General features: G+C 65.9%; 32 protein-coding genes. 17 read left to right on the top strand and 15 right to left on the bottom strand.

All coding sequences use genetic code 11. The features are described from left to right. Positions 1 to 118: 118 nt before the first annotated feature. Together ABIA30_RS15475 and ABIA30_RS15470 are read right to left on the bottom strand one after the other, a co-directional pair. Positions 119 to 895: a TIGR04255 family protein gene (locus tag ABIA30_RS15475; RefSeq protein WP_370066817.1), complete on the bottom strand. Its 777-nt coding sequence runs from the start codon at positions 893 to 895 to the stop codon at positions 119 to 121. Positions 896 to 1,213: 318 nt separating this feature from the next. Then, positions 1,214 to 2,056 (bottom strand): MarR family transcriptional regulator, encoded by an 843-nt coding sequence (locus ABIA30_RS15470; protein ID WP_370066815.1) that lies wholly within the window; start codon positions 2,054 to 2,056, stop codon positions 1,214 to 1,216. A gap of 82 nt (positions 2,057 to 2,138) precedes the next feature. Here ABIA30_RS15470 and ABIA30_RS15465 point away from each other — a divergent pair, with 82 nt between their 5' ends. Beyond that, positions 2,139 to 2,465, top strand: coding sequence for a putative quinol monooxygenase (locus ABIA30_RS15465; protein WP_370066813.1), 327 nt, complete (start codon positions 2,139 to 2,141; stop codon positions 2,463 to 2,465). Between the two features lie 3 nt (positions 2,466 to 2,468). Continuing rightward, the gene (locus ABIA30_RS15460; RefSeq protein WP_370066811.1) at positions 2,469 to 3,083 is read left to right on the top strand and encodes an NADPH-dependent F420 reductase; all 615 of its coding nucleotides are present in this window, start codon (positions 2,469 to 2,471) and stop codon (positions 3,081 to 3,083) included. Between the two features lie 80 nt (positions 3,084 to 3,163). Here the strand turns inward: ABIA30_RS15460 and ABIA30_RS15455 are convergent, their stop codons facing one another. After that, positions 3,164 to 4,192, bottom strand: a complete 1,029-nt coding sequence (locus tag ABIA30_RS15455) for an oxygenase MpaB family protein (RefSeq protein ID WP_370066809.1) — start codon at positions 4,190 to 4,192, stop codon at positions 3,164 to 3,166. Between the two features lie 51 nt (positions 4,193 to 4,243). On the opposite strand from ABIA30_RS15455, the gene ABIA30_RS15450 reads away from it, so the two are divergent. Continuing rightward, a complete protein-coding gene (locus ABIA30_RS15450; RefSeq protein WP_370066807.1) occupies positions 4,244 to 4,831 on the top strand; it encodes a TetR/AcrR family transcriptional regulator in 588 nt (195 codons plus the stop codon). Here ABIA30_RS15450 and ABIA30_RS15445 read toward each other — a convergent pair. Further along, on the bottom strand, positions 4,825 to 5,298 hold the full coding sequence (locus ABIA30_RS15445; protein ID WP_370066805.1) for a hypothetical protein: 474 nt from the start codon (positions 5,296 to 5,298) through the stop codon (positions 4,825 to 4,827). The genes ABIA30_RS15450 and ABIA30_RS15445 overlap by 7 nt on opposite strands. A gap of 177 nt (positions 5,299 to 5,475) precedes the next feature. Here ABIA30_RS15445 and ABIA30_RS15440 point away from each other — a divergent pair, with 177 nt between their 5' ends. The 3 genes from ABIA30_RS15440 to phoU all read left to right on the top strand — a co-directional run bounded on the left by ABIA30_RS15440 (position 5,476) and on the right by phoU (position 8,438). Then, positions 5,476 to 6,477, top strand: coding sequence for an acyl-ACP desaturase (locus tag ABIA30_RS15440; protein ID WP_370066803.1), 1,002 nt, complete (start codon positions 5,476 to 5,478; stop codon positions 6,475 to 6,477). A gap of 14 nt (positions 6,478 to 6,491) precedes the next feature. Then, the gene (gene dusB, locus ABIA30_RS15435; protein WP_370067118.1) at positions 6,492 to 7,685 is read left to right on the top strand and encodes a tRNA dihydrouridine synthase DusB; all 1,194 of its coding nucleotides are present in this window, start codon (positions 6,492 to 6,494) and stop codon (positions 7,683 to 7,685) included. Positions 7,686 to 7,769: 84 nt separating this feature from the next. Beyond that, entirely contained in the window at positions 7,770 to 8,438 is a 669-nt protein-coding gene (gene phoU / locus ABIA30_RS15430; protein ID WP_370066801.1) for a phosphate signaling complex protein PhoU, read from the top strand. Positions 8,439 to 8,441: 3 nt separating this feature from the next. Here the strand turns inward: phoU and ABIA30_RS15425 are convergent, their stop codons facing one another. Further along, the gene (locus ABIA30_RS15425) at positions 8,442 to 8,948 is read right to left on the bottom strand and encodes a MarR family winged helix-turn-helix transcriptional regulator (RefSeq protein WP_370066799.1); all 507 of its coding nucleotides are present in this window, start codon (positions 8,946 to 8,948) and stop codon (positions 8,442 to 8,444) included. A 76-nt stretch (positions 8,949 to 9,024) separates the two neighbouring features. Here ABIA30_RS15425 and ABIA30_RS15420 point away from each other — a divergent pair, with 76 nt between their 5' ends. After that, positions 9,025 to 9,999: a zinc-binding alcohol dehydrogenase family protein gene (locus ABIA30_RS15420; protein WP_370066797.1), complete on the top strand. Its 975-nt coding sequence runs from the start codon at positions 9,025 to 9,027 to the stop codon at positions 9,997 to 9,999. 6 nt (positions 10,000 to 10,005) lie between these two features. Here ABIA30_RS15420 and ABIA30_RS15415 read toward each other — a convergent pair whose 3' ends face one another. The 4 genes from ABIA30_RS15415 to pstC are packed head-to-tail and all read right to left on the bottom strand — an operon-like array spanning position 10,006 to position 13,470. Next, positions 10,006 to 10,740 carry a winged-helix domain-containing protein gene (locus ABIA30_RS15415; protein ID WP_370067116.1) on the bottom strand — a complete coding sequence of 245 codons (735 nt, stop codon included), beginning with the start codon at positions 10,738 to 10,740 and terminating at the stop codon, positions 10,006 to 10,008. 58 nt (positions 10,741 to 10,798) lie between these two features. After that, positions 10,799 to 11,575, bottom strand: a complete 777-nt coding sequence (pstB, locus tag ABIA30_RS15410) for a phosphate ABC transporter ATP-binding protein PstB (RefSeq protein WP_370066795.1) — start codon at positions 11,573 to 11,575, stop codon at positions 10,799 to 10,801. A 19-nt stretch (positions 11,576 to 11,594) separates the two neighbouring features. Continuing rightward, positions 11,595 to 12,497 (bottom strand): phosphate ABC transporter permease PstA, encoded by a 903-nt coding sequence (pstA, locus tag ABIA30_RS15405; RefSeq protein WP_370066793.1) that lies wholly within the window; start codon positions 12,495 to 12,497, stop codon positions 11,595 to 11,597. A gap of 1 nt (position 12,498) precedes the next feature. Further along, complete coding sequence (gene pstC, locus ABIA30_RS15400; protein WP_370066792.1) at positions 12,499 to 13,470, bottom strand: phosphate ABC transporter permease subunit PstC; 972 nt, start codon at positions 13,468 to 13,470, stop codon at positions 12,499 to 12,501. Between pstC and ABIA30_RS15395 the strand changes: the two genes are divergently transcribed. Further along, the gene (locus tag ABIA30_RS15395) at positions 13,436 to 13,591 is read left to right on the top strand and encodes a hypothetical protein (protein ID WP_370066790.1); all 156 of its coding nucleotides are present in this window, start codon (positions 13,436 to 13,438) and stop codon (positions 13,589 to 13,591) included. The two genes, pstC and ABIA30_RS15395, sit on opposite strands and share 35 nt — an antisense overlap. Before the next feature lie 7 nt (positions 13,592 to 13,598). Here the strand turns inward: ABIA30_RS15395 and pstS are convergent, their stop codons facing one another. From pstS to ABIA30_RS15380, 3 genes are all read right to left on the bottom strand, one after another. Further along, positions 13,599 to 14,717 carry a phosphate ABC transporter substrate-binding protein PstS gene (gene pstS / locus ABIA30_RS15390; RefSeq protein ID WP_370066788.1) on the bottom strand — a complete coding sequence of 373 codons (1,119 nt, stop codon included), beginning with the start codon at positions 14,715 to 14,717 and terminating at the stop codon, positions 13,599 to 13,601. 200 nt (positions 14,718 to 14,917) lie between these two features. Then, positions 14,918 to 15,799: a mycothiol synthase gene (gene mshD, locus ABIA30_RS15385; protein WP_370066786.1), complete on the bottom strand. Its 882-nt coding sequence runs from the start codon at positions 15,797 to 15,799 to the stop codon at positions 14,918 to 14,920. After that, positions 15,796 to 16,578, bottom strand: coding sequence for a winged helix-turn-helix domain-containing protein (locus ABIA30_RS15380; RefSeq protein WP_370066784.1), 783 nt, complete (start codon positions 16,576 to 16,578; stop codon positions 15,796 to 15,798). Before ABIA30_RS15380 ends, mshD begins: the two co-directional genes overlap by 4 nt. Before the next feature lie 142 nt (positions 16,579 to 16,720). Here ABIA30_RS15380 and lmeA point away from each other — a divergent pair, with 142 nt between their 5' ends. The 7 genes from lmeA (at position 16,721) to ABIA30_RS15345 (ending at position 20,711) form a co-directional block, all read left to right on the top strand. Next, positions 16,721 to 17,518, top strand: a complete 798-nt coding sequence (gene lmeA / locus ABIA30_RS15375) for a mannan chain length control protein LmeA (protein WP_370066782.1) — start codon at positions 16,721 to 16,723, stop codon at positions 17,516 to 17,518. Continuing rightward, positions 17,515 to 17,943: a TlpA family protein disulfide reductase gene (locus ABIA30_RS15370; RefSeq protein WP_370066780.1), complete on the top strand. Its 429-nt coding sequence runs from the start codon at positions 17,515 to 17,517 to the stop codon at positions 17,941 to 17,943. Before lmeA ends, ABIA30_RS15370 begins: the two co-directional genes overlap by 4 nt. Before the next feature lie 29 nt (positions 17,944 to 17,972). Further along, positions 17,973 to 18,065 carry an Ms5788A family Cys-rich leader peptide gene (locus tag ABIA30_RS15365; protein WP_353961945.1) on the top strand — a complete coding sequence of 31 codons (93 nt, stop codon included), beginning with the start codon at positions 17,973 to 17,975 and terminating at the stop codon, positions 18,063 to 18,065. 81 nt (positions 18,066 to 18,146) lie between these two features. Then, a complete protein-coding gene (locus ABIA30_RS15360) occupies positions 18,147 to 18,629 on the top strand; it encodes a DUF4395 domain-containing protein (RefSeq protein WP_370066778.1) in 483 nt (160 codons plus the stop codon). 36 nt (positions 18,630 to 18,665) lie between these two features. After that, complete coding sequence (locus ABIA30_RS15355) at positions 18,666 to 19,502, top strand: sulfurtransferase (RefSeq protein ID WP_370066776.1); 837 nt, start codon at positions 18,666 to 18,668, stop codon at positions 19,500 to 19,502. Position 19,503: 1 nt separating this feature from the next. Further along, the gene (locus ABIA30_RS15350; protein ID WP_370066774.1) at positions 19,504 to 19,806 is read left to right on the top strand and encodes a DUF1416 domain-containing protein; all 303 of its coding nucleotides are present in this window, start codon (positions 19,504 to 19,506) and stop codon (positions 19,804 to 19,806) included. Between the two features lie 227 nt (positions 19,807 to 20,033). Then, positions 20,034 to 20,711 carry an FABP family protein gene (locus ABIA30_RS15345; protein ID WP_370066772.1) on the top strand — a complete coding sequence of 226 codons (678 nt, stop codon included), beginning with the start codon at positions 20,034 to 20,036 and terminating at the stop codon, positions 20,709 to 20,711. Between the two features lie 278 nt (positions 20,712 to 20,989). Here ABIA30_RS15345 and ABIA30_RS15340 read toward each other — a convergent pair whose 3' ends face one another. Beyond that, positions 20,990 to 21,796 carry an aminotransferase class IV gene (locus tag ABIA30_RS15340; protein WP_370066770.1) on the bottom strand — a complete coding sequence of 269 codons (807 nt, stop codon included), beginning with the start codon at positions 21,794 to 21,796 and terminating at the stop codon, positions 20,990 to 20,992. A 23-nt stretch (positions 21,797 to 21,819) separates the two neighbouring features. On the opposite strand from ABIA30_RS15340, the gene ABIA30_RS15335 reads away from it, so the two are divergent. Both ABIA30_RS15335 and ABIA30_RS15330 read left to right on the top strand, forming a co-directional pair. Further along, on the top strand, positions 21,820 to 22,887 hold the full coding sequence (locus ABIA30_RS15335) for a folate-binding protein YgfZ (protein WP_370066768.1): 1,068 nt from the start codon (positions 21,820 to 21,822) through the stop codon (positions 22,885 to 22,887). A 119-nt stretch (positions 22,888 to 23,006) separates the two neighbouring features. Next, the gene (locus ABIA30_RS15330) at positions 23,007 to 23,219 is read left to right on the top strand and encodes a DUF3073 domain-containing protein (RefSeq protein WP_370066766.1); all 213 of its coding nucleotides are present in this window, start codon (positions 23,007 to 23,009) and stop codon (positions 23,217 to 23,219) included. 71 nt (positions 23,220 to 23,290) lie between these two features. Here ABIA30_RS15330 and purM read toward each other — a convergent pair whose 3' ends face one another. Together purM and purF are read right to left on the bottom strand one after the other, a co-directional pair. Further along, a complete protein-coding gene (gene purM / locus ABIA30_RS15325) occupies positions 23,291 to 24,370 on the bottom strand; it encodes a phosphoribosylformylglycinamidine cyclo-ligase (protein ID WP_370066764.1) in 1,080 nt (359 codons plus the stop codon). A 97-nt stretch (positions 24,371 to 24,467) separates the two neighbouring features. After that, positions 24,468 to 26,042 (bottom strand): amidophosphoribosyltransferase, encoded by a 1,575-nt coding sequence (gene purF, locus ABIA30_RS15320; RefSeq protein ID WP_370066762.1) that lies wholly within the window; start codon positions 26,040 to 26,042, stop codon positions 24,468 to 24,470. Between the last annotated feature and the right edge of the window lie 65 nt (positions 26,043 to 26,107).

Here is a 26,107-nt window from a genome sequence, read left to right as displayed (position 1 = left end):
TGAGTCGGTGTCGGAACTTCCGGAGCGCAGTCCATCGCCCATTGACGGGTAGCTGAATCCTGGCTGAGTCGGGGCGCCAGGACGGACCGAGGTGCCAGATGATCATTCATTGTGATGGTCACTGCTTCCCCCAAACCTTGTGAGCCTGCTCAGTGGTAGCTGCGTCGAAAGCAATCACGCCGGCGGCGTGCGCAACGTCAAGGGCGCCCAAGATAGCGCTCGTATCGGACGGAAACCCATCAAGGCTGACCTTTGACGTCACTTCTAACTGTAATCCGCCGTTACGGTAGGCGACGCCGATTGTCGATTGGCCCACAACGTTGCCGATCGCGTCGACAATCTGCTCCTCGACCTGCAATGACGTTGAAAGATGCTGACTCGGAGCCCATCCAGGCTGCAGAGCAGACAAGATTTCGCCAAGGTCAGCTGGGCTCGGTGCCGGGATGTGATTGAGGAAGGTCACCTCGGCCATCGCCGGCTGCAGAACTCCGTATTCTTCGTGCATACCTACTTCGGCCGCGAGATGTTCCCAACATCCCGTGAACTCGTCGCGCAGCCGCTGGTACCGCGGATAGTCAGATGCCTCCGTCAGTTTGCGCCAGTTCAGCAACAGCCGATCACGCTGCAGCTGCAGAAGTACCGAGTCATCAGAGGATGTCAGCCATAACCGCACCGGAGGTGAGCCCACCTGAAAGCCCATCGCGCCGGGAGCCGCAAACACCGGTGGCAGCGGCGGCTGTTCTTGACGGATCGGATAGTCGGACTTCCATGTATCTGCCAGATCTACCAGCGGTAACGCGGTGAGCCCCGGCAGCTGCAGAAAGTGCACGCCCACGGCGACCTCGACGACGGGCGGCTGCGTGAATGAGGGCAGCTCGGCGGGCGTAGGGGGCATAGCGCACATGGTAAGTGCACCTGCCTCCCACGCGGAGCTTCTCCCCCTCGTTCAGCGCGGCGGTCACCCGGGGACGAAACGAACAGTCGTCATGAGGTGCCGCCGTCATCGAGGCCGCAAGTTTGCCCGTAGAACTCATCGTTTATTCATCCGAAATAACCCATAACCTGCCGTTCCCGCCAGTACCGCCTGGGTCCTCACAGACCTCAATCCCCCTGATCACAGGCATTGATAGGGAATGCGCGGGAATCGCAGGTCAACCCCGTTTGAGAGTCCGCAGGTCCCAGGTTCGAGCCCTGGTGGGGGCACAAGACAGCGTCATGACAACGGTCGCCGCAACTCGACCTGGTGTGGATCATCACCGCGGAGCACTGCGAGTTCAACCGCCTCGCCACCCCCGAGCCTGGCAAGCGCCGCGGTGAGCGACTCCACATTGCGCACCGCCGCACCACCGATGCTGACCACGAGATCTCCGCGCTGAAGACCGGCAACTGCCGCTGGGCTATCCGGATCAACGGAGGCGAGCAGCAGACCCGCGGTGTCGCTCAGTCCGACTGCGCCGCGCAGACTCCGGGCCCGGATCGCGGACTCCACCGACATGCCAAGGTGCGCGGCCGGCGCCGGTCGCGCCGGCTCCAGCGAGACCAGCAGATGCCTGAGCAATACCGTCAGCTCATCGCGTTCGTCGGCGGAGAGCGCCGACAGCAGGCGATCTTCGTTGGCCAGGTGCTCGGGTGCCACCACATCGAAGAGCCGCAGCCCGTCGTCACTGAGCCGAATGAGGCTGCCGCGCCGGTCATCCGGGTCGGGTTCGCGCACCACAATCTGAGCTTTCACCAGCCGGTCAAGACGAAGACTCACCGTGCCTGAGGTGAGTCCCAAGGCATTCATCAAACGAGCCTGCGGCATGCGATACGGCCGCCCGGCGCGGCGCAGAGTGACGATCACCAGGAAGTCCGCGGCGGTCAGCCCGTGCCGAGCGAACACCTCGCCCATGCGCTGCTCAAATTGCCGACGCACTTGTCCCATCCGGTTGATGACCGCCAGCGGGCTGAAATCCAGGTCGGGACGCTCTCTGGCCCAATCGGCAAGCAGGTAGTCGACGCTGTCCCACGTCGCCTCGCACTCGGGGATGCCATAGGTCCGACGCACTTCATCCACGACGACGACGATACCGGCAGGTCACCGCATTTTTTCGGCACAATCCGTTGCAACATTGCTTGAATTCAAGCATTGTTACCATATGAATATCGCCAGCCCGCCCACGCCGCGATCCGTCATCGAATACATCCGCTACCGAATTCCGCCCGAACGCGCCCACGACTTCGTCGCGGCCTATGGGGCTGCCCTCGCCCCACTGCGGGACAGCGAATACTGCCTCGGCGTCGAGTTGACCCACTGCGTCGAGGAGTCAGACCGCTGGATTTTGCGCATCAGATGGACGTCGGTCGCAGATCATCTCGACAAGTTCCGCCACAGCGCGCAGTTCCGCGCGTTCTTCACGCTTGTCGCGCCCTTTGTCGACCAGATCGAGGAGATGCAGCACTACGCCTCGGAACTGGAGGGTTGACCGATGCGCATCGCGGTAATCGGCGCCGGCAACGTCGGCCGTACCCTGGGCCGGGCTTGGCAGCGGCGGGGACACGAAATCACTTATGGTGTACGCGATCCCGGCAATGCTAAGCATGCAACGTTGGAATCCGACGTAGCGGACAACGCGAATGCAGCAGCCGCAGCCGCGGTCGTGGCGTTGTGCACACCATGGCAGGCCACGCAGTCGGCCGTCACGGCCTGCGGCGACCTGACCGGCAAGGTGGTCATCGACTGCACCAATCCCCTGACGCCGGACATGAGCGCGCTCGAGTTGGGTCATCGTACGTCCGGCGCCGAACAGATCTCGGCATGGGCACCCGGGGCGCGGGTGTGCAAGGCGATGAACCAGATCGGCGCACCGATGATGGACGTACCGACGCGGCCGGCCACTCCCGTGATGTTCGTCTGCGGGAACGACTCGGATGCGAAGGGCGTTGCGGCACAACTGGTACGTGAGTTGGGTTTTGAAGTCCTCGACGCCGGCGACCTCACAGCCGCGCGACTCCTCGAGCCGCTGGCATTGCTGTGGATTCACCTGGCACTGCGCCGCGGAATCGGCACCGACTGGGCATTCGGAGTCCTGCGCAGCTCCTGAAATGCTTGTCGGACAACACGTACTCGCCTGATTCGGCCTCACCCGGCCCCTCGTCCGAGTGAGGCCGAATCAGCCGTCCATCAGTCGACAGCCGGGCAGTAGTGCATCCCGTTCTCCCGATGCCCGATCGGCGGCAGGTTCCGGGCCGGGGTGTGCACCAGCGGGGCGTCCATCGGGACGCGACCGCGGGCGCGGTCCCAGGCCGACCGGGCACGCGGGTGGTGCTGATAGCGCCGCGGCACCAACGAGAACAACCGCCCGATCACCTTGCCCAACAGCCAGTGCAGCCGCTCGGAGCGGTCCGACCAGGAATAGCCCATCAGCTCGCGCACGGCCGGGTGGTAGAGCCCGACGGTGAACCAGACGAACAGCGGGTGCAGGACGTGCTTACGCTGCCAGGCCCACAACCAGTCGGGCAGGAACTGCGCGAAGGGCGGTTTGGGCAACTCGGACAGATCCAGCACATCCCGGGCAGCCTTGTTGTTCTCTAAGACATTGCGGCACATGTGATCCCAGTATTCCTGGAAGTCTTCCCAGGTCTGCGGAACCGGGCGCATGCTCATGCCGTACATCGCGTACCACTGCTTGTGTTCCTCGAACAGCCGGCGCTTGTCTGCCTCACTGAGGCCGCCGCCCAATCGGTCCGCCACGATGATGGTCCCGACAAAGAACGTCGAGTGCGCCCAGTAGAAGACGTCGGGATTCAGCGCGTGGTACCGACGCCCTTGGGCGTCAACGCCTTTGATGTTGACGTGATAGTCGCGCACCTCGCCGGCGGTCAGCGCAGCACGGTCGCCGTCGAACACCACGCCGGCGATCGGATACAGCGATCGCAACAGCCGCGGCCAACGTTCCTGGAAGAAGATCGAGTACTCCTCGACCGCGGCGCCCAGTTGCGGGTGCATGTTCTGCATCGATCCCGCCCATGGACCCTGCAGCATGCCGCGCCAGTCACCGAAGTACTTCCACGTCAACGAATCCGGGCCTAGGGGCACCGCGTCGTATCCACCCGGGGACACCGGGCAACCACTCGCCGGCGGCGCAGGAGCGCCGGCAGCCGGGCACGTTTCAGCAGTATTTTGCGTCACTGTCACTCTATTCTTGGACATCAGCGGCTATTCTGACTACAAGTGTTGTCAGCGATCAGCGTAGGAGGTGACATGGCGTCTGGTCAACGACCGGGCCGTTGGTCCGGTGTCCCACTGTCGGATCGCCAAGCCTTACGCCGCAACGAGCTCGTGGCCGCCGGCGTGACCATCCTCGGCGCGCCCGAAAAGCCCGCGCTCACCGTGCGGGCGGTATGCCGCACCGCCGGGCTGACCGAGCGCTACTTCTACGAAAGCTTCACCGACCGCGAAGATTTCGTCCGTGCCGTGTACGACGACGTGTGCGCCAATGCGATGGCCACACTGAGCACGTCGAAGAACCCACGCGAAGCGGTCGAACGGTTCGTCACATTGATGGTCGACGACCCCACCCGCGGGCGGGTGTTGCTGATCGCGCCGACCAAGGAGCCGGTACTGACGCAGTCCGGAGCCGACTGGATGCCCAGTTTCATCGAACTGTTGCAGCACAAGATGTTTCGTGACTCAGATCCGGCCATACAGGCAATGGAGGCCACCGGCATGATCGGTGCACTGACGGCGCTGTTCACCGGTTACCTGGGCGGCAAGCTGGCGGCGACACGCGAACAATTCGTCGACTACTGCGTCGACATGCTCCTGCGCCGCCTACCGTCGCGTCACTGAGCGGCTTGTTCCGCTTCCAATTCGGCCTGCTGCTGAGCCTCCAGCGCCGCTTGTTCGCGCGCCATCTGCTCCTGCTCGAGCTGCTGAGCCTTCGCCAGTTGCGCGTCATGTATTCGACGACCCTGGGGGCTACCGAGCGAGTAACCCGAGTGCGAACCGTCATAAACGCCGTAGCAGTTGAGGTCGAGCAGTACCTTCACCCCGGTCGACCGGCCGCGGTCATCGCGGTTGGTGGCCCGGTGGGCCGCTGAGACGATGCAATCGTCCAGGCGCTGCCGGTCCCCGACGGTCGTCGACACGTCGTACTTGCCACCTCTGTTGGCGATCGCCTGTTTGGCGTCGCGGAAGGTCTGCCCGACCACATCATCGGCGACCGCAGGCCCGGCACCAGCCAAAACCAGCGCGCCGGCAATGCCGAATACCCCGGCGCCGCGAACGAGGAACTTCATTGGGTCGGCCTGACGCATAACGGTCGACACCTTTCAATAGATTCCAGCAAACTCTACGGATACTACCGAGAAATTGTCAGTCACGTCACAAGACGATGACACGCGCCCGGGTAACTTGAATGTCACCGGTCGACACAGATACTCTTGAGTGCAACCGACGGATACAGATAACTTTCGGATGACATTGGAGGCGCCATGACAGCCGACTACACCGACCTACGGCTCTTGCACGAGCTCGAGCCGGTCGTCGAGCAGCTCGTCGACCGCCACATGACGATGCGCAAAGACTGGAACCCGCACGACTACATCCCCTGGAAGGAGGGCAAGAACTACTACGCCCTCGGCGGCCAGGACTGGGACCCCGATCAGGCCAAGCTTTCCGAGGTTGCCCAGACCGCCATGGTGCAGAATCTGCTGACCGAAGACAACCTGCCGTCCTACCACCGCGAAATCGCCATGAACATGGGCATGGACGGCGCCTGGGGTTACTGGGTCAACCGCTGGACCGCCGAAGAGAACCGGCACGGCATCGCCCTGCGGGACTACCTCGTCGTCACCCGCAACTGCGACCCCGTCCAGTTGGAGGAACTGCGCGTCGAGCAGGTCACCCGCGGCTTCTCCCCGGGACAGAACCTGCAGGGCGACTTGTTCGCCGAGAGCCTGTTCGACTCCGTCATCTACGTGTCGTTCCAGGAGCTGGCCACCCGCGTCTCGCACCGCAACACCGGCAAGGCCTGCGACGATCCGGTTGCCGATCAGCTGCTGCAGCGCATCTCCGGTGACGAGAACCTGCACATGATCTTCTACCGCGACGTGTCGGCCGCCGGTCTGGACATCAACCCGAACCAGGCGATGGCCTCGCTGCACCGGGTGCTCGACAACTTCCGGATGCCCGGCTACACCGTGCCCGACTTCCGTCGCAAGGCCGTTGTCATCGCCGTCGGCGGCGTCTACGACCCGCGGATCCACCTCGACGACGTGGTGATGCCGATCCTCAAGAAGTGGCGCATCTTCGAGCGCGAGGACTTCACCGGCGAGGCCGCGCGGCTGCGTGACGACCTGGGCCGACTCATCAAGGAGCTTGAGGACGCCTGCGACAAGTTCGAGGTCGCCAAGGAACGCCGCATGGAGCGCGAGCGCAAGGTCGCCGAGAAGAAGGCGATGAAGAACCTCCTGGTGTCGTCATCGACGTCTTAAGTCCGCAACGAGACCTGGCGGAAACGGCTGAGTCGTCTGCTCTTCACGCAAGCGGCTCATCGACGGCCCGATCCCTTCGGATCGGGCCGATCTCGTTGCGTTCCCCGGTCGTACTCGCACCGATGGCCGGGGTCACCAACGTCGCTTTCCGGACCCTGTGCCGCGAGCAGGAATTGGCCCGGGTGGGCACGGTCTCCGGCCTGTACGTCTGCGAGATGGTCACCGCCCGCGCACTGGTGGAGCGGAACGCCGCCACGATGCACATGACGACGTTCGCCCCGGACGAGTCACCCCGCTCTCTGCAGCTGTACACCGTCGACCCGGCCACCACCTACGCGGCCGCCAAGATGATCGTCGACGAGGACATGGCCGACCACATCGACATGAACTTCGGTTGTCCGGTGCCCAAGGTCACCCGACGCGGCGGCGGATCGGCGCTGCCGTACAAACGAAAGTTGTTCGGCCAGATCGTTTCTGCCGCGGTCCGGGCGACCGCGGACACCGACATACCGGTGACCGTGAAATTCCGGGTCGGGATCGACGACGCCCATCACACTCACCTCGATGCCGGCCGGATCGCCGCCGAAGAGGGCGCCGCCGCCGTCGCGCTGCACGCGCGTACCGCCGCCCAGCGCTACTCCGGCACGGCCGACTGGGACCAGATCGCTGCGCTCAAAGCCCACGTCACCAGTGTTCCGGTGCTCGGAAACGGCGATATCTTCGACGCCGACGACGCATTGCGGATGATGGCCGAGACCGGGTGCGACGGCGTGGTGATCGGCCGCGGCTGCCTGGGCCGGCCCTGGCTGTTCGCCGAACTGTCCGCGGCATTCAGCGGCCAACCACGTCCCACCCCACCGACGCTCGGCGAGATCGCCGACATCATCCGGCGGCACGGCCAACTGTTGGCCGCGCATTTCGGCGAAGACAAGGGCATGCGGGACATCCGCAAGCACATCGCCTGGTATCTGCACGGGCTGCCCGCGGGATCTGACCTGCGCCGCTCCCTGGCCATGGTCAAGACCCTGGCAGAGCTGGATCAGCTGCTCACCCAACTGGATTCGGACGAGCCGTTCCCCGACTGCGCCGAAGGCCCGCGCGGCCGGCAGGGTTCACCGGGTTCGGTGGTGCTGCCCGAGGGCTGGCTGGACGATCCCGACGACTGCACGGTGCCGTTCGGCGCCGATCTGGCCAACTCCGGCGGGTGAGATATATTTTGAGCTGGGCGGATTCACCGGCCGTTCACCGTCATGTCGCAATGTTCATCATGGTCAGAACGTAGGCTGGTCGGCATGCGTACCGCGTACCACGAGCAGCTCGAAACATTGACCGCCCGCCTCGGCGAGATGTGCGGTTTGGCCGGTGCGGCTATGGAGCGTGCGACGCAGGCCCTGCTGCAGGCCGATCTGATGCTGGCCGAGCAGGTCATCACCGACCACGAGCAGATCTCCGCGATGAGCGCGCACGCCGAGGAGCAGGCTTTCGTACTACTGGCGCTGCAGTCACCGGTCGCCGGCGACCTGCGCGCGGTGGTGAGTTCCATCCAGAACGTCGCCGATGTGGACCGGATGGGCGCGTTGGCGCTGCACGTCGCCAAGATCGCGCGCCGTCGCCACCCGCAGCATGCGCTGCCCGAGGAGGTCAACGGCTACTTCTCCGAAATGGGCCGACTGGCAGTCGAATTGGGCAACAGCGCACAAGATGTGCTGCTCACCCAGGACCCGGAGCGGGCCGCGCGGATCCATGAAGAAGACGACGCGATGGATGACCTGCACCGGCATCTGTTCAGCGTGATGATGGACCGGGAGTGGAAGCACGGGGTGACCGCCGCCGTCGACGTCACCCTGCTGAGCCGGTTCTACGAGCGCTTCGCCGACCACGCCGTCGAGGTGGCGCGCCGGGTGATCTTCCAGGTCACCGGGCATTTCCCCGACGAGGAAGACCTGCGCGCGGCGCACTGACCCCTACCGGGCCGGGACTATCCGCACACCGTCTTTGCCCGCAGCCAACAGGTCTTGCAGCATTCTGGCCAGCACGGTCAGTTCGGCATTGCTGTAGCGCGACAAGAAATCGCCCACGCCGGCCGCCATCTCTTCGTGCATGCGCCGGTGCACATCGATCACCACCAGTCCATCGGGTGTCGGCGTGAGCGCTAACTCCTTGCGGTTACCGGGGATTGGCGCGCGCTGCACCAGTCCGCAGTCGACCAGGCGTTGCACATGCTTGGACACGGTGCCTTTGAGTTGGCCCGCACGGGCGGCCAGCCCGACCACGCTGATCGGGCCGTCCCCGATCTCAGCCAGCAGATGCATGCTCAGCGTGGGCAATACCCGCACCGCCCGTTCCAGCCGCGGCGGGCAGTTCTCGGCCAGGTACTCGCGCTCGGCGTCGGTTTCCTCGGCATCGAACTTGTCACCCACCGCGCCGACCAGTGCGTTGATCTCGGCGACCAGCGCGGACTTGGTTTTCACGGAAACCATCTTGCCATCCACGCCCGAGTCGACATATAGTTTCCATAGAAACCATATCCCGCACTCAAGGAGTGACATGCTGGCAGCCGTCGTCCACGAATGGGGTCAGACCCCCGCCTACACCGAGTTCCCCGACCCGCAGCCACGCGACGGCCTGGAGGTGGCCGATGTCGAAGCATCCGCGCTCACCAACCTCAGCCGGGCGGTCATCATGGGAAAGCATTACAGCAGCAAGGAAATTCAGCTGCCCGCCATCGCCGGAGTGGACGGAGTGGCCCGACTGGGCGACGGGTCCCGTGTCTACACCGGGTCGTTGGCGCCGTACGGGCTGATGGCGCAGCGCACACTGGTCAACCCGGCCGGCGGGGTCCCGGTACCCGAGCACGTCGACTCGGTAACCGCTGCGGCAGTGCCGAATCCGGGCCTGTCCGCCTGGATGACGCTGGACTACGCCGCGCAGACCAAGCCCGGCGACCACGTGCTGGTCCTCGGCGCCACCGGCGTCACCGGATCGCTGGCGGTGCAGCTGGCCAAGTCGGTATTCGGGGCGGAGCGGGTCGTTGTCGCGGGCCGCAACACCGATCGACTGGACTGGCTACGCACCGTCGGCGCCGACGACGTCATCACCTTGGGCACCGATGACCTCGCCGAAAGCGTTGCCACACAACACTCTGCGCGCCCCTTTGACGCGGTGATCGACTACCTGTGGGGAACGCCGGCGGAGCAGGTGCTGGCGGCATTGGCCGGCGCACACCCGTCGACACACTTTCACGCCACCCGTTTCGTTCAGGTCGGCGCCATGACCGGCGAAACGATCAGCATCGACGCGTCGACACTGCGCAGCTCGGGCATCACCCTGCAGGGTGTGGGGTTCGGCAGCGTCCCGCTCGACGTGATGGCGCGTACCCGCACCGAAGCGCTGCCCAAGATGTTCGCCATGCTCGACGCGGGTCAGCTACAGATGACCACAGTGGCCCGGTCCCTGGCGGACATCGAAAACGTCTGGGCGGCAAAAGAACCCTCCGGGACCCGGGTGGTCATCACGCCGTAGCGCCGGTCACGCACAGATCGACGGCGCGAGGCGGTAACCGGCTCCGCGAACGGTCCGGATGAACTCGCCGTGTTCGGGGTCGTTGCCCAGCTTGGTGCGCAGCCGCTTGACGTGCACTGCCACCGTGTTGGTGTCCGACGGGCGTCCCCACACCGCGCGGCTGATCTCTTCGCTGCTGGCGACTTTGCCGCGCCGTTCGATCAGGAACACCAACAGGTCCAGTTCCCGTTGGGTCAGCTGCACTTCGCGGCCACGTACCTGGGTCTCGTATCCGTACCGGTCGACGTGGATCGGGCCGGCCACCAGCACTGCCGGCTCGGACCCGCCGGTGAGCGCAAAGCGGGCGATGGTGGCAATGTCGTAGGGCCGCACCACAACCGCCGACGCACCGGCCGCGAGCACCGGGCGGACCAAATCGCCCTCGCCGGGTGCGGCGCCGACCAGGATGGGCAGGTCGGACATGCCCCGCACCGCGGCAGCGATACTCGCCGCATCGACCGTGACCGTGCGGGCGGAGAGGACGAGCACATCGGGAACACCGGCGCCGACGGCCAGTAGAGTCTCGGCACCGTTGCGGCACCAGACGGTATCGATCCCGGTACGCGCAGCGTCCTCCATGAGATCGGTGGCGATCGTCGAGTCCACTTCGGCGAGCACCAAGCTGCCACGTGAAACTCCCCACGCCGCACGGTGGGTACCCGGCCCCCTCGCCGCACCCGACCGCCGCACTTCGCTGGTCAACGCGTGCCGCCCGTCCTGTTCCGTGCCGCCATCCACCCCGTGACAGGCACCGACACTGCTATCCGAATCGGCCAGAAATGTAGTCCTCAGTAGCCTTCTGGCCCGGATTGGAGAACATCTTCTCGGTGTCGTCGATCTCGACCAGCCGCCCCGGCTTCCCGGTGGCTTCCAGGTTGAAGAACGCGGTCTGGTCGCTGACCCGGGCCGCCTGCTGCATGTTGTGCGTGACGATCACGATCGTGTAGTCCTGCTTGAGCTCGGAGACCAGATCCTCGATCGCCAGCGTCGAGATCGGGTCCAGCGCCGAACACGGCTCATCCATCAGCAGCACATCGGGTTGCACCGCGATGGCACGGGCGATGCACAACCGCTGCTGCTGACCGCCGGACAGGCCGGCGCCCGGCTTGTCCAGCCGGTCCTTGACCTCGGTCCACAGGTTGGCGCCCTGCAACGAGCGCTCGGCGACCTCGTCGAGGGTCTTCTTGTCGCGCACCCCCTGCAATCGCAGGCCGGCCACCACGTTGTCGCGAATCGACATGGTGGGAAACGGGTTTGGCCGCTGGAAGACCATGCCGATGGTGCGGCGCACCCCGACCGGGTCGATGCCCGCACCGTAGATGTCCTCGCCGTCCAGCAGCACCGAACCCTGTACGCGGGCACCGGGGGTCACCTCGTGCATGCGGTTCAGTGACCGAAGCACAGTGGACTTGCCGCAGCCCGAGGGGCCGATGAATGCGGTGACGCTGCGGGGCGGCACCGACAGCGCGACGTCGGCGACCGCGTGAAACGCTCCGTAGTAGATGTTGACGTCTTTGAGGTCGATACGTTTGGCCATGACGAATGTTCCTGTCGATTCAGCGTTTACGAGTAAGCAGTCGGGTGGCCGCGGCGGCTGCGAGGATCAGGACGGCGACGACGATGATCAGCGTCAGTGCCGCACCCCACACGCGTAGCTGGCCGGCCGGCTGCGGGTTGATCAGCTCGGTGTAGATCAACAGCGGCAGCGAGGCCATGTTCCCTTCGAACACATCGAAGTTGATCGAGCGGGCGTAGCCCACCAGCACCAGCACAGGCGCGGTCTCGCCGATGATGCGGGCGATCGAAAGCAGCACACCGGTGATGATGCCGGGCAGGGCGGTCGGCACCACGATGCTCACGATGGTCTTCCATTTCGGAAGTCCCAAGGCGTAGCCCGCTTCTCGCAGATCGTTGGGCACCAGCTTCAGCATTTCCTCGGTGGCACGCACCACCACCGGCAGCATCAGCAGCACCAGTGCCAACGAGACCGCGAACGCACTCTGCTGAAAGCCCAGGGTGGTGATCCACAAGCTGAAGATGAACAGCGCCGCGACGATCGACGGCACACCAGCGAGCACGTCAACCATGAACGTGGTGGTGCGCGCCAGCCGGCCACCGCCGTACTCGACGAGGAACACCGCGGCCATCACCCCGAGCGGAATCGCCAGTACCGCAGCGATTCCCGCTTGCACCAGGGTGCCGTACAAGGCGTGGTACACCCCACCGGCGAACTGCTCGGGCAGCACGCCTTGCAGCGACCTGGTCCACCAGGACGAGGTGACGATCGCACGCCAGCCGCGTTCGATGACGATGTAGAGCACCCACGCCAACGGAATCAACGCGATCCCGAATGCGCCGGTCACCAGTGCGGTAGCCATCGAGTTCTTGATCCGACGGGTCACGCCCGTCGGATAGAACGTCGGGCCTTTGACCGGCTCGTCCAATACGGAGACACTCATCTCAGTTCACCCTCGATCCTGCGATGGCACGTGCCGTGGCATTGACGGCGAAGGTCAGTGCGAACAGCACGAAACCGGCGGCGATGTAGGCGCCCGTCGGCAACGGCGCGCTGAATTCGGCTGCGGCCGAGGCGATCTTGGAAGCGAACGTGTATCCGCCGTCGAACAGTGACCAGTTCCCGGCCTTGGCCGCGGACCGCAGAATGATCAGCACTGCAACGGTCTCACCAAGCGCCCGGCCCAACCCCAGCATGGCCGCGGCGATCACGCCGCTGCGGCCGAACGGCAGCACCGTCAGGCGCACCACTTCCCATTTGGTGGCACCCAGCGCCTGGGCGGCTTCGATGTGCGGAATCGGGGTCTGGCGGAACACTTCTCGGCTCACCGAGGTGATGATCGGCAGGATCATCACCGCCAGGACGATGCCTGCGGTGAAGATCGTTCCGCCACCGGCCAGCGAGACGTTGCCCTGCTTGAACAGGAACAGCCAGCCCAGGTTGTTGTTGAGGAACTCCGCGACCGGCTCGATCTGGGGCGCCAGCACGAAGATGCCCCACAAGCCGAAGACGATGGACGGCACCGCGGCCAGCAGATCCACCGCGATGCCGAACGGCCGGGACAGCCGCGCCGGTGCGTAGTGGGTCAAGAACAAGGCGATCCCGATCGCCACCGGTACCGCCAGCAGCAGAGCGAAGGCCGAGCTGAGCACCGTGACCATGAACAGGTCGCGGATACCGAACGCCAGGTGGTCACCGTCAGAGGTGAGGAATCGGGTGCTGGTGAAGAAGTTGTCCTGGTTGGCCATCAGCGATGGCACCGCCTGAATCAACAGGAAGACGGCGATCAGCGCGATGGCGGCAACGATCGTGCCACCAGCGGCAACAGCAACGGCTTTGAACAACCGGTCTCCGAACCGGCCGGAGCCGGTTCGGAGACTGGTGGATGCGTTGGGGGGTTCGGCCGGATCAGACATCCTTGAAGTCTCCCCCGACGCGGGTGCCGCCGCCTGCGACGGCACCCGCGGGGTTCCCGAGATCTCGGGCTTCCCCGAGGTACCTGAGGTACCCGAGGAATTGGGCATCAGTGCCATGTGAACTCAAATCACGAGATTGCGTTGATGGCGGTGGCCAGCTTCGACTGGAACTCAGCGGGGAGCGGGATGTAACCATTATCGGCCAATCCGTTCTGGCCGGCACCGATCGTCGACTGCAGGAATGCCTTGACTGCCTTGCCGGTGTCGGCATCGGCGTACTTCGAGCAGACGACCTCGTAGGTGGCCAGCACGATCGGGTAGGAACCGGTCTGGGTGGGCTTGTAGAACGTCGCGGTGTCGAGCACCAGGTCGTTGCCCTGGCCCTTGACCTTGGCGCCACCGATGGTCTTGCCGACCGAATCGGTGGAGATCTCGACGGCGTCCGGTCCGGCCGAGGTGACGATCTTGGCGGTGGACAGCCCCTGGGCCTTGGCGAACGACCACTCGTTGTAGGTGATCGCACCCGGCGTGCTCTTGATCGCCGCGGAGGTGCCCTCGTTGCCCTTGGCGCCTTCGCCGACGCCGCCCGCGAACGCCTTGCCCGCACCCTTGCCCCAGGCCCCGTCGGAGGCCGCGTCCAGGTACTTCTGGAAGTTGTCGGTGGTGCCGGACTCGTCGCTGCGGAACACCACGTGAATCGGGTCGGCCGGCAGCGTCACACCCTTGTTGAGGGCGGCGATGGCCGGGTCATTCCAGGTGGTGATGGCACCGTTGAAGATCTTGGCCGCGGTCGGGCCGTCCAGCGCCAGCGCCGTCACGCCCGGGACGTTGTAGGTGATGGCGATCGGGCCGAACACGACCGGCAGGTTCCAGGCGTCCGAGCCGCAACGGGCCTTGGCCTTGTCGTACTCGCCCTTCTTGGCGTTCAGCGGCGAGTCCGAACCACCGAAATCGGTCTGGTTGCCGACGAATTCGCTGATTCCGGCGCCCGAACCGTTCGAGGTGTAGTTCAGGGTGTAGCCCGAGCAAGCCTGCTCGTAGGCGTTGACGAACCGGGTCATCGCGTTGGACTGTGCGGTCGAACCGCTGGCCTTGAGCGTCTTCTTGCCACCGCAGTCGACCTTCGACGAGCCGGCGGCGGCGCTCGATCCGCCTGCGGCGGTGTTGTTGTCGCTGCCGCATGCCGACAGCGCCATCGCGCCGGCGGCCAACAAGCTCACAGAAACACCAAATCGGTTGAGCTTCACAGAACTCCCTCACAGAGTTGGGGTGACGACCGCATCGTTTGCGCCACCGGTCAAGCCGAGCGCGGAATAATTTCCGCGGGACAGATCCGTCTCCGTCCGGCACCAGAACCTAAGCGTCTCCCGTGAATGACCACCCCCGTGATCGTGAACGGAAGATGAACCACGCTGAGAGGATTGTGTCTGCGCGACGCCTGGAGTCTTCAGCCAGCTGGCTGAACGCCGGCGTATGCAACATCGACGGCGTACAGCTCGAACCCGAGTCGCTGATAGGTCTTGACCGCCGCGGTGTTGTCGGCCTCGACGTACAGCAGCACGACGCCGTCGGGGCCCAGCTTGTCCGCCAGGTGATGCAGGCCCACCAGAGTCAACGCCGCTCCCACCCCGCGGCCCTGCGCCTCGGGGTCCACGCCGACGACGTAGACCTCACCAAGTTCGGGTTCGTCCTCAGTTGCCGCGTGAATCTTCGTCCAGTGGAAGCCCAACAGGCGGTCACCGCCGTAGCTCAAGAACAGACCGGCCGGATCGAACCACGGCTCGGATCGGCGTTCGGCGATCTCGGCACGGGTCCAACCACCCTGTTCGGGGTGCCACGAGAACGCCGCGTTGTTGACCCGCAGCAGCTCGTCGTCGGCGATCGGGCCCGGATAGGTCTGCACCGCAAACCCTTTCGGAGCCGGCGGCAGGTCGGCCAATGAGCGGCGCATCTGCCGCAGTTCGCGGACCGCGACCAGCCCCAGCGCCGCGGCCGTGTCCTGTGCCGATGGCAGATTGCCGTGCGCCCAGACGCGGGTTTCGGCGTCGCCGGCCGCCAGGGCGGCCCGGATCAGGGCGGCACCGATACCCCGTCGTCGTGCGGTGGGCGCCACCACCAGTTCGGCCATGCCGGGTGCAAGGTTCAGGTAGCCGACCAAGACCCCCGAGTCATCCGCCAACAGATGCCGGGTGCGGTCCAAAGGGAGTTCCCGCAACACCTGATCGCCGACCGGTGCCACCCCGTCGGCGGCGGTGGCCGTGTCGATCAGCGCCCGAATGTCTGCCTGTTGGTCGAGGGTGAGCCCGGTATGCCAGCCGATTTCTGTCACTGGGCGGGCAGGGATTGCCGTGCGGGCGTGCCGTCCAGGTCGCCGGGGTCCTCGTCGTCGAAATCGGCCGGATCCACCGGATCTTCGGTGGCCCCTGCCGCATTGCGGCCGCGGGCCGGACGGACGGCCTTGTAGCCGACGTTGCGGACCGTACCGATCAGCGATTCGTAGTCCGGGCCGAGCTTGGCGCGCAACCGCCGGACGTGCACATCGACGGTGCGGGTGCCGCCGAAGAAGTCATAGCCCCAGACCTCCTGGAGCAGCTGGGCCCGGGTGAACACCCGGCCGGCGTGCTGCGCCAGGTATTTGAGCAGTTCGAATTCCTTGTAGGTCAGATCCAGCGGCTTACCGCGCAGCCGCGCGGTGTAGGTGCCTTCGTCGATGACCAGTTCACCGAGGGTGATCTTGCCGGCGCTCTGCTGATCAGCGACGCCGCCACGACGGCCGACCAACAACCGCAACCGGGCGTCGATCTCGGCCGGGCCGGTGCTGGGCAGCAGGATCTCGTCTATCCCCCACTCGATATTGACCGCCACCAGGCCGCCCTCATTGACCACCGCGACCACCGGAACCGCGGCGCCGGTGGTACCCAGCAGGCGACACAAACCGCGGGCCGCGGCCAGGTCGGTGCGGGCATCGACGATCGCGACGTCGGCCGACCCGGCTTCCAGCAACGACGAGACTTCGGTCGGTGCGGGGCGCACGTTGTGCGGCAACAGAGCCAGCGACGGCAGCACCGCTTCCGGATGCGGGTCGACGGTCAGGAGCAGAAGATCCAAGGGTCCTCCAGTACGCCCGTCCCAGATTCACAGCCGGACACGACAACGTTTCCGGCCCTACGATCACCTAACGATAGCGTGCCACCTGCGAATTAGCGGTGGCGAGCGGTCCATGCCGCGTCGCGTAGGCCAGAATGACCGGATGCCCAAGGTGCTGATCCGGCTTGTCGCCGCGGTGACGACGCTGGTCTTGGTACTTGTCGGCACCGATTTCGGTTTCGCGATCTTCGCCGAATACCGGATGGCGCGCAGCGTGCGGACGGCCGCGCACCTGCAGTTCGACCCGTGGGTGGCGATTCTCGGTTTTCCGTTCGGCCCGCAGGCTGCAGACTGCCACTACCGCGAGGTGGAGATCAAGGCCGCCGGCGTCCCGCACCCCGTCGCAGGGAAGGTATCGCTCGAAGCGACCATGTACGACGTGCACGACCTGAAGTCGTGCTGGCTGATCGAGCCGGACGCCCGGCTGACCGCCGGAAAGCTGGAGAGCCGCATCATCATCGACTCCACCCACATCGGGCGGTTCATGGGGATCAAGGACCTGCTGGTCGACGCGCCCACCAAAGACACCAACAACGCGACCGGCGGCACCACCGAGTCGGGTATCTCGGAAAGCCACGGCCTGGTGTTCACCGGGACGCCGTCATCCGCGGGCTTCGACAAGAAGGTCAGTGTCTCGGTGGATCTGTCGGTGATCGGCACCGACCAATCGACGCTGGTGTTCACTGCGACCGAGGTGCTGACCGGCCCGGGCACCGCCGACCAGAGCGTGCCGGACGACCGGCGGGACGCCGTACTGCGGGCGTTCACCACCACCATGCCCGGCCTGACGCTGCCGTTCGGGCTGAAACCGACCAGTGAGGGCGCTCGCGGGTCCGATGTGATCATCGAAGGCATCGACACGGGAGTAACCGTCGAGCTTTCGGGGTTCAGACAGTCATGAACTCCACGGCTCTGGTGCTGGTGGTCCTGGTGGCCGCACTCGGCGTCGCATACGTGATCGGCCGGCTGATGGCGCTGCGCTCCGGCCTGATGCGCGAGGTCGAGCCGTCCCAGGCCACGTCCGACGTCGACAACTCCGATCTGGGCCTGTCCACCACCGGACCGACCGTGGTGCACTTCAGCGCCACCTGGTGCGGACCGTGTGCTGCGGTGCGACGGGTCGTCGACCAGGTTTGCGACGATCTGGGCGGGGTGGCGCACGTCGAGATCGATATGGACGTCAATCCGGTTGCGGCACGGCGGTTGTCGGTGCTGTCACTGCCGACCACGTTCATCTTCGATGCCGCGGGGCAGCAGCGGTACCGCACCGCAGGGGTGCCCAAGGCCGCTGACCTGCGGTCGGCACTGGAACCGCTGTTGGCTTGATCACCGCATCTTTGGGTAAGCTGTCTGCCGTGTCAGCCCGTCTGGAGCTCCTGCTCACCAAGCGTCGCGCAGTTGATCTGTGCCGCGTTGCGGGTTGTTGCTGTTGTTGTTGTAGCTGCTGAGTAGCCGCGCCGTTGCTTTTTCGCGCCGCACTCTGCGCCTGCCCTAGTGGTCTGCCCACATCAACAACAGGAGTATTTCCCATGTCAAACAACTTCACCAACACCCAGATTGACCAGGTCGACGTGCGCGGACCCCGCTTCGCCGCGTGGGTGACCACCGTCGTCATCATCGCCACGCTGCTGGTGTCGGCCGTGAGCCCGGCCGCGGCCGCGGTGATCTTCGGATTGCAGGCCGTGGTGTTCGCCATCGGCGCCATCGGCGGCCCGCGCCGGCACCCGTACGGCCGGATCTTCGCCGCGCTGATCGCACCCCGGCTCGGGCCGGTGACCGAGAAGGAACCGGTGCCGCCGCTGAAGTTCGCGCAGCTCGTCGGTTTCCTGTTCGCGGTGGTCGGCACCGTCGGCTTCGCCACCGGATTGACGGCCGTCGGGTTGACCGCGACCGCGTTCGCACTGATCGCCGCGTTTCTCAACGCGGCCTTCGGGATCTGCCTGGGCTGCCAGCTCTACCCACTGGTGGCGCGATTCCGTCGCACCGCTTCTCCTACAACCCAATCCGCTTGAAACGTCAATACCTAAGCAACCGAAAGGATTTCATATATGGCACGCTCTGACGTCCTGGTCTCGACCGCATGGGCCGAGAACAATCTCGACACCCCCGGCGTGGTTTTCGTCGAGGTTGACGAGAACACCGCCGCCTACGACGACGAGGGCCACATCCCCGGCGCCGTGAAGCTCGACTGGCGGGATGACCTGCAGGACGCCGTCAAGCGTGACTTCGTCGACCAGCAGCAGTTCTCGAAGCTGTTGAGCGACAAGGGAATCAGCAACGACGACACCGTCGTGCTGTACGGCGGCAACAACAACTGGTTCGCGGCCTACGCCTACTGGTACTTCAAGCTGTACGGCCACGCCGACGTCAAACTGCTCGACGGTGGCCGCAAACGCTGGGAGCTCGACGACCGCCCGCTGGTCTCCGACGCCGTCAACCGCCCTGCTACCTCGTACGAGGCCAAGCCGCTGGACAACAGCATTCGCGCGTTCCGCGATGACGTGATCGCCGCGATCAACACCAAGAACCTGGTCGACGTGCGTTCGCCCGACGAGTTCTCCGGCAAGATCCTGGCCCCGGCGCACCTGCCGCAGGAACAGAGCCAGCGGCCCGGCCACGTGCCCAGTGCCATCAACGTGCCGTGGAGCAAGGCCGCCAACGACGACGGCACCTTCAAGTCCGACGAGGAGCTGGCCAAGCTGTATGCCGACGCCGGCCTCGACGGCGAGAAGGAGACCATCGCGTACTGCCGCATCGGTGAGCGCTCGTCGCACACCTGGTTCGTGCTGCAGGAATTGCTGGGCCATCGGAATGTGAAGAACTACGACGGCAGTTGGACCGAATACGGCTCCCTGGTGGGCGCCCCGATCGAGTTGGGAAAGTGATATGTGCTCAGCACCCAAGCAAGGACTGACGCTGCCGGCAAGCGTTGACCTGGAGAAGGAAACCGTCATCACCGGCCGCGTGGTCGACGGCGCGGGCCAGCCGGTCGGCGGCGCGTTCGTGCGCCTGCTGGACAGCTCTGACGAGTTCACCGCCGAGGTCGTCGCGTCGGCCACGGGTGACTTCCGGTTCTTCGCCGCCCCGGGCACCTGGACGCTGCGCGCACTGTCCAAGGTCGGCAACGGCGACGCCGTGGTGGTGCCGTCCGGCGCCGGCATCCACGAGGTCGACGTCAAGGTCGCCTGAGCAGTACCCCCGCTTTCGCGAGCGGGCGTGTTTGCACCCGGCACACCGTGTCTGGAGGTGCAAAGACGCCCGCTCGCGGCGTCTGAGGCGACCAATTCGGTACGCCGGGCACCGAGGAACTAAACTCCGACCGTGGTTCTTTTCTTCGAGATCATCCTCGTTGCGGCGACGGTGGTCATCACCTGGTTTGCGCTGTACGCCCTCTACCGGCTCATCACCGACGAGTTGTGACGGCCGACGAGGCGCCCGACGAGCTAGGCCTGCCAGCCGGGTCCGGCGACCGCGCCATCGCCGCTGCCGCCGAACGCGCCAAAGCGACCTCGGCGCGCAACATCCCGGCCTTCGATGACCTGCCGGTTCCGGTCGACACCGCCAACCTGCGCAAGGGCGTCGAGTTGAACGATGCCCTGCTGGCCTTGTTGCCACTGGTGGGTGTCTGGCGCGGCGAGGGCGAAGGGCGCGACGCCGACGGCGACTATCGATTCGGCCAGCAGATCATCGTGTCGCACGACGGCGGCGACTATCTGAACTGGGATTCGCGGTCGTGGCGCCTGTCCGAGACCGGCGACTACACCGGCCCCGGATTGCGTGAAACCGGTTACTGGCGGTTCGTCAACGACCCCACCGACCCAACCGGCCGCGACGAGTCACAGGCGATCGAATTGTTGCTCGCGCACTCCTCCGGCTATATCGAACTGTTCTACGGGACGCCGCTGAATCAGGCGTCGTGGGAACTGGCCACCGATGCGCTGGCCCGGAGCAAGTCCGGTGTGCTGGTCGGCGGTGCCAAACGGCTCTACGGGATCATCGAGGGCGGCGATCTCGCCTACGTCGAGGAGCGCGTCGAGGCCGATGGCGGCCTGGTGCCGCATCTGTCGGCTCGCCTTGCCCGCTTCGTCGGCTGACGGTCCCTTCGGTCGATCTCTGCCCGGTAAGGCATCACCACGCTCCAGACATGGAGCGACCCCCGAGCCCAGGTTCCTGGTTGGACAGACCGGAAGGCTCGGGGGCCGGGTGGCTGCGGGTATTCGCGAGCGCGCGCAGGCGAATTTCCCGGCGCTACTAGCGGGCAGCCACCTCACATGTCCAGAAATCAATCAATTTGTTCCGGTCACCTCCTTCCCTGTGTACGTGCGACCGTACTCCCGGGCCTGGACGGGTGACAACCGATTTTCCGACGTTTTCAGGACCGGCCGCAGACCGCGTCCTCGGCGAGGGCAGGTAGCCACAAGTCGAGCGGCGCCGGAGCCAGCGCAACGCCATCGAGGGTGTGCACCCGCGCCGCCAGCGTCATGCTCGACAGCAACCAAACTCCTTGCGCAGCACGGATATCTGTGACATCCAGCCGCCGGTATCGACAATCGACACCACGCGACGAGGCCGTGGCGAACAATGCTTCGAGAGTCGTCGACGGCAGTATCTGCACCGAATCCGGAGTCAGCAGCACAGGTTTCGAGTCATCGTCGGTCACCGCGATCACGACGGCCGATCGCGTGCCCTCCAATACCGCGCCATCGACATCGACGAATATCGCGTCATCACAGCCGAGCCGCTGAGCGTGCCGTACCGCGGCCGAATTCGCCGCGTAGGACAGCGATTTCGCCGCGGCCAGCGGAAAATGCGGCCGCGGCAACGTCACTGCCGAGAGCCCGGACACCCTAGCCGTCTGTACCCGGACCGGCACCGGCGACACCATCACAAAGGCCACCGAGTCATAGCCCAGCACCAGCCGCAGCGCCGACTCTTCCGCGGCGTCCCACTGCGCCAATGCATCGGCCACCGCCGCCCGCCAGTTCGCCTCCGAGGGGCCCGGCAGTCCGGCCAGCACAGCCGATGCGTGTAGACGTGCCAGATGTGCGTCCAGCAGGCACGGCCGGCCCGCGCGCACCAGTAGCGTCTCGAACACCCCGTCGGCGCGGGTGAACACCAGATCGTCGGCCCGGATCGACGCCCGACAGCCCCCGACGGCAACGAGGACGGGATCCGACACGACGACGAGGTTAGCCTGAGGTCATGAGCATCCAGCGGAGTCCGATCCCCGCTCCAGAATCCGGTCCCGACGCCGGCGCAGTGTGGCATTACGGCGACCCACTCGGCGAGCAGCGGACAGCCTCCGACGCCGCGGTCGTCGTCGACCGCAGCCACCGGGCCACCATCGCGCTGACCGGCCAGGACCGCCTGAGCTGGCTGCACACCATCTCCAGCCAGCACGTCGCCGCGATGCCGGAGGGCGCCGTCGTCGAGAACCTCAGCCTGGACGGCCAAGGGCGCGTCGAGGACCACTGGCTGCAGAGCGATCTGGGCGGCACCACCACCCTGGACACAGAGCCCTGGCGCGGCGGACCCCTGTCGGAGTACCTGCGCAAGATGGTGTTCTGGTCCGAGGTCGCCGTGGCCCCGGCCGAACTGGCCGTGCTCTCCCTGCTGGGTCCGGCAGTCGATGAGCTCAGCCTCTCCATCCCGGCGGCCGAGTGGAGCGCAGCGGCGCTGGACGACGGCGGGTTCGTCCGCCGGGTCGGGTCACGGGCTGTCGACCTACTCGTGCCACACGCCGCCAAAGAGCAGTGGCTGGAGCGACTCGACCAGTTGGGCGTCCGCCGCGCCGGAGTGTGGGCGTACGAGGCACTGCGCGCCGCCGCGGTGCAGCCCCGTCTGGGCGTGGACAGCGACGAGCGCACCATCCCGCACGAGCTCGGCTGGATCGGCGGCCCGGGCGAGGGCGCGGTGCATCTGGACAAGGGCTGCTACCGGGGACAGGAGACGGTGGCCCGGGTACACAATCTGGGCAAGCCGCCGCGCATGCTGGCGCTGCTGCACCTCGACGGCGGTGAGGACCGGCCCGCGACGGGTGATCCGGTATTGGCCGGCGGCCGCACGGTCGGGCGCATCGGAACCGTCGCCGAGCACGTCGATCTCGGGCCGATCGCGCTGGCCTTGCTCAAGCGGGGACTGCCTGCGGACACCCCGTTGAGTACTGGAGGCGAGCCCGGCATACCGGCGGTGATCGACCCCGACTCGCTGCCGCCGGTCGATGGGATCGGCGCAGGTCGGCAGGCCGTGGATCGACTACGCGGCCGGTGAGGGTGGCCTACCAACATGAGACCGCCGGGCACGGTAAGCTGTCTCCAGGACAATAAACACACTCAGATCGGAGCCGCCTGCACACCGGGCCGCTCCGTTATTGCGCGAGGGGGTCCCCTATGGGCCGCGGCCGGGCAAAGGCAAAGCAGACCAAGGTTGCTCGTGACCTGAAGTACAGCTCACCGCAAACCGATTTTGGTCGGTTACAAAAGGAACTGTCGAACGACTCCGTTGGATACAACGGCAGTGCTCTCGACAACGACCTGGACGACGATCTCGAAGGCGATTCGGCCAGCCGTTGGGCTGTACCCGAAGACGACTGGCGTCACTAACCGGCTGACATTCGTCGGCTTCCGTTCCGGGCTGTCAACGCGCAGCGACCAACCGTTTCTGACCCGTCGGGTCAGAAACGGGGGTGTCCGCCAACCAGCTCGGCCCGCGAACCGCCCTTGCCGCCCTTCTTGACGGTCCCCAGGGTCCAGCAATCCAAGTGACGAGCGGTCAGAATCGCCAGCGCGCGGTCGGTGTCCTCCGGCGCGACGACGGCGACCATGCCGACACCCATGTTGAAGGTCTTCTCCATCTCGGCACGCTCGACGCGGCCACGCTGGGCGATCATCTGGAACACCGGTGCCGGCGTCCAGGTACCGCGATCCAACTCGGCAGTCAGTCCGTGCGGGATGACGCGTTCCAGGTTGCCGGCCAGTCCACCGCCGGTGACGTGGCAGAAAGTGCTCACCTTGGTCTCGGCGGCCAGCGCGAGGCAGTCCTTGGCGTAGATCCGGGTCGGCTCGAGCAGTTCTTCACCGAGCGTGCGGCCGAATTCCTCGACGTGGGCCGTCAAGTTCATCCGGTCGATGTCGAGCAGAACCTTGCGGGCCAGCGAGTAGCCATTGGAGTGCAGGCCCGTCGCGGCCATCGCGATGATGACATCGCCCGGCTTGACCCGCTCGGGGCCCAATAGGTCGTCCGCTTCCACCACGCCGACGCCGGTGGCCGAGATGTCGTAGTGGTCGGGATCCATCAGGCCGGGATGTTCGGCCGTCTCGCCGCCCAACAGGGCACAACCGGCCTGCACGCAGCCCTCGGCGATGCCCGCGACGATCTCCGCGACCCGCTCCGGCACGGTACGGCCGACGGCGATGTAGTCCTGCAGGAACAGCGGCTCGGCACCGCACACCACCAGGTCGTCGACCACCATCGCGACCAGGTCGATGCCGACGGTGTCGTGCTTGTCCATGGCCTGTGCGACGGCGAGCTTGGTGCCCACACCGTCGGTCGAGGAGGCCAGCAGCGGCTCTCGGTAACCGGACTTCAGGCTGAACAGCCCGGCGAAACCGCCCAGGCCGCCGCGCACCTCGGGTCTGGTTGCCCGCTTGGCATGTGGTTTGAACAATTCAACGGCTCGGTCGCCCGCTTCGATATCGACCCCGGCCGATGCATAAGAGGCGCCCTGTTCGGCTCGCTCGTCCTGGCTAGTCATCGGCCCTAAGGCTACCGGTCGAACCCGTCCGACCGGCAATCGGTCAGCAGGTCGTCATGACGGCGGTGCCGTCATGGACGCGAGGACGGCGGGACTGTCAGGGCCTACGCAGCGCTGAGAGGTTGTCGTTGTCGCTCCGCAGCGGAATCCCGGTGCGGGCGGCCGAGGCCAGCATGTGTTCGACGACGTTCTTGCCGAGCGCGGCCTCGCCGGGAAGTTCGATCGGGTAGTTCCCGTCGAAGCAGGCCGCGCACAGCCGGCTGGCCGGCTGCTCGGTCGCGGCGATCATGCCTTGTTGGCTGATGTAGCCCAGGGTGTCCGCCCCGACCGCGTGCCGGACCGCCTCGAGCATCTCGCCCTCGTCCTCGACCGCGTTCGCGATGAGCTCGGCCGGGGTGGCGAAGTCGATGCCGTAGAAGCACGGCCACTTCACCGGCGGCGACGCGATGCGCACGTGGACCTCGAGGGCGCCCGCTTCGCGAAGCATCCGGATCAGGGCGCGCTGGGTGTTCCCGCGGACGATCGAGTCGTCCACCACGATCAGCCGCTTGCCGCGGATGACTTCCTTGAGCGGATTGAGCTTGAGCCGGATACCGAGCTGACGGATGGTCTGCGACGGCTGGATGAAGGTGCGGCCCACGTAGGCGTTCTTCATCAGACCCTGGCCGTAGGGCACACCCGATTCCTGCGCGTAGCCGACCGCGGCCGGCACGCCGGACTCCGGGACACCGATGACCAGGTCCGCATCGACCGGCTTCTCGCGGGCCAGTCGCCGACCGATGTCGACGCGGGCGGCGTGCACCGAACGGCCGGCGATGGTGCTGTCCGGGCGGGCCAGGTAGACGTACTCGAACACGCAACTCTTGGGTTCAGGGTTGGCGAACCGGGTCGAGCGCACGCCGTCGGCGTCGATGGCCAGCAGTTCGCCCGGCTCGATGTCGCGGACGAACGAGGCGCCGACGATGTCCAGGGCAGCGGTCTCGGATGCGACCACCCAGCCGCGGTCGAGCCGGCCGAGCGACAGCGGCCGGACGCCATACGGGTCGCGCGCGGCGTAGAGGGTGTTCTCGTCCATGAAGGTCAGGCAGAACGCACCGCGCACCGTGGGCAGCAGCTCCATGGCGGCCTGTTCCAGGGTGGCGTCGGCGGCGCCGTGGGCCAGCAGTGCGCCCAGGATGTCCGAGTCGGTGGTGGCGGTCACGATGTTGCGGGCGTTGACCAGCCCGGCGTCCCGCGCCCGAGCAGCCAGCTCGGCGGTGTTGACCAGGTTGCCGTTGTGACCCAGCGCGACGCCGGTACCGGCAGCGGTGTTACGGAACACCGGCTGTGCATTCTCCCAAGTGGTGGAGCCGGTGGTGGAGTAGCGGCAGTGCCCGATGGCGACGTGGCCATGCATGGCGGCCAGGGTCTGCTCGTCGAATACCTGGCTCACCAGACCGAGATCCTTGAACACCAGGATCTGGGATCCGTCGGCGACGGCGATGCCGGCCGCTTCCTGGCCCCGATGCTGAAGCGCATAAAGGCCGTAATAGGTGAGCTTTGCCACATCTTCGCCAGGGGCCCAGACCCCGAAGACGCCGCATTCCTCGCGTGGTTCGTTCTCGGTCTGATCGGTCACGATAGGGCTGCTCCTGGGGCGGCGGTTGGTGACGAAAGCGAGTCTACGGTCCATGGGGGTGCGAAATGGAATCGAATGGCGTGTCCGGTAGCGCGTCGTGTTCCAGCAGCGCGCCGGAC

This window comes from Mycobacterium sp. MAA66, assembly GCF_041261665.1.
Taxonomy (GTDB): domain Bacteria; phylum Actinomycetota; class Actinomycetes; order Mycobacteriales; family Mycobacteriaceae; genus Mycobacterium.
The sequence above is the reverse complement of the archived record's forward strand: the minus strand, read 5'-3'. Positions and strand labels throughout refer to the sequence as shown.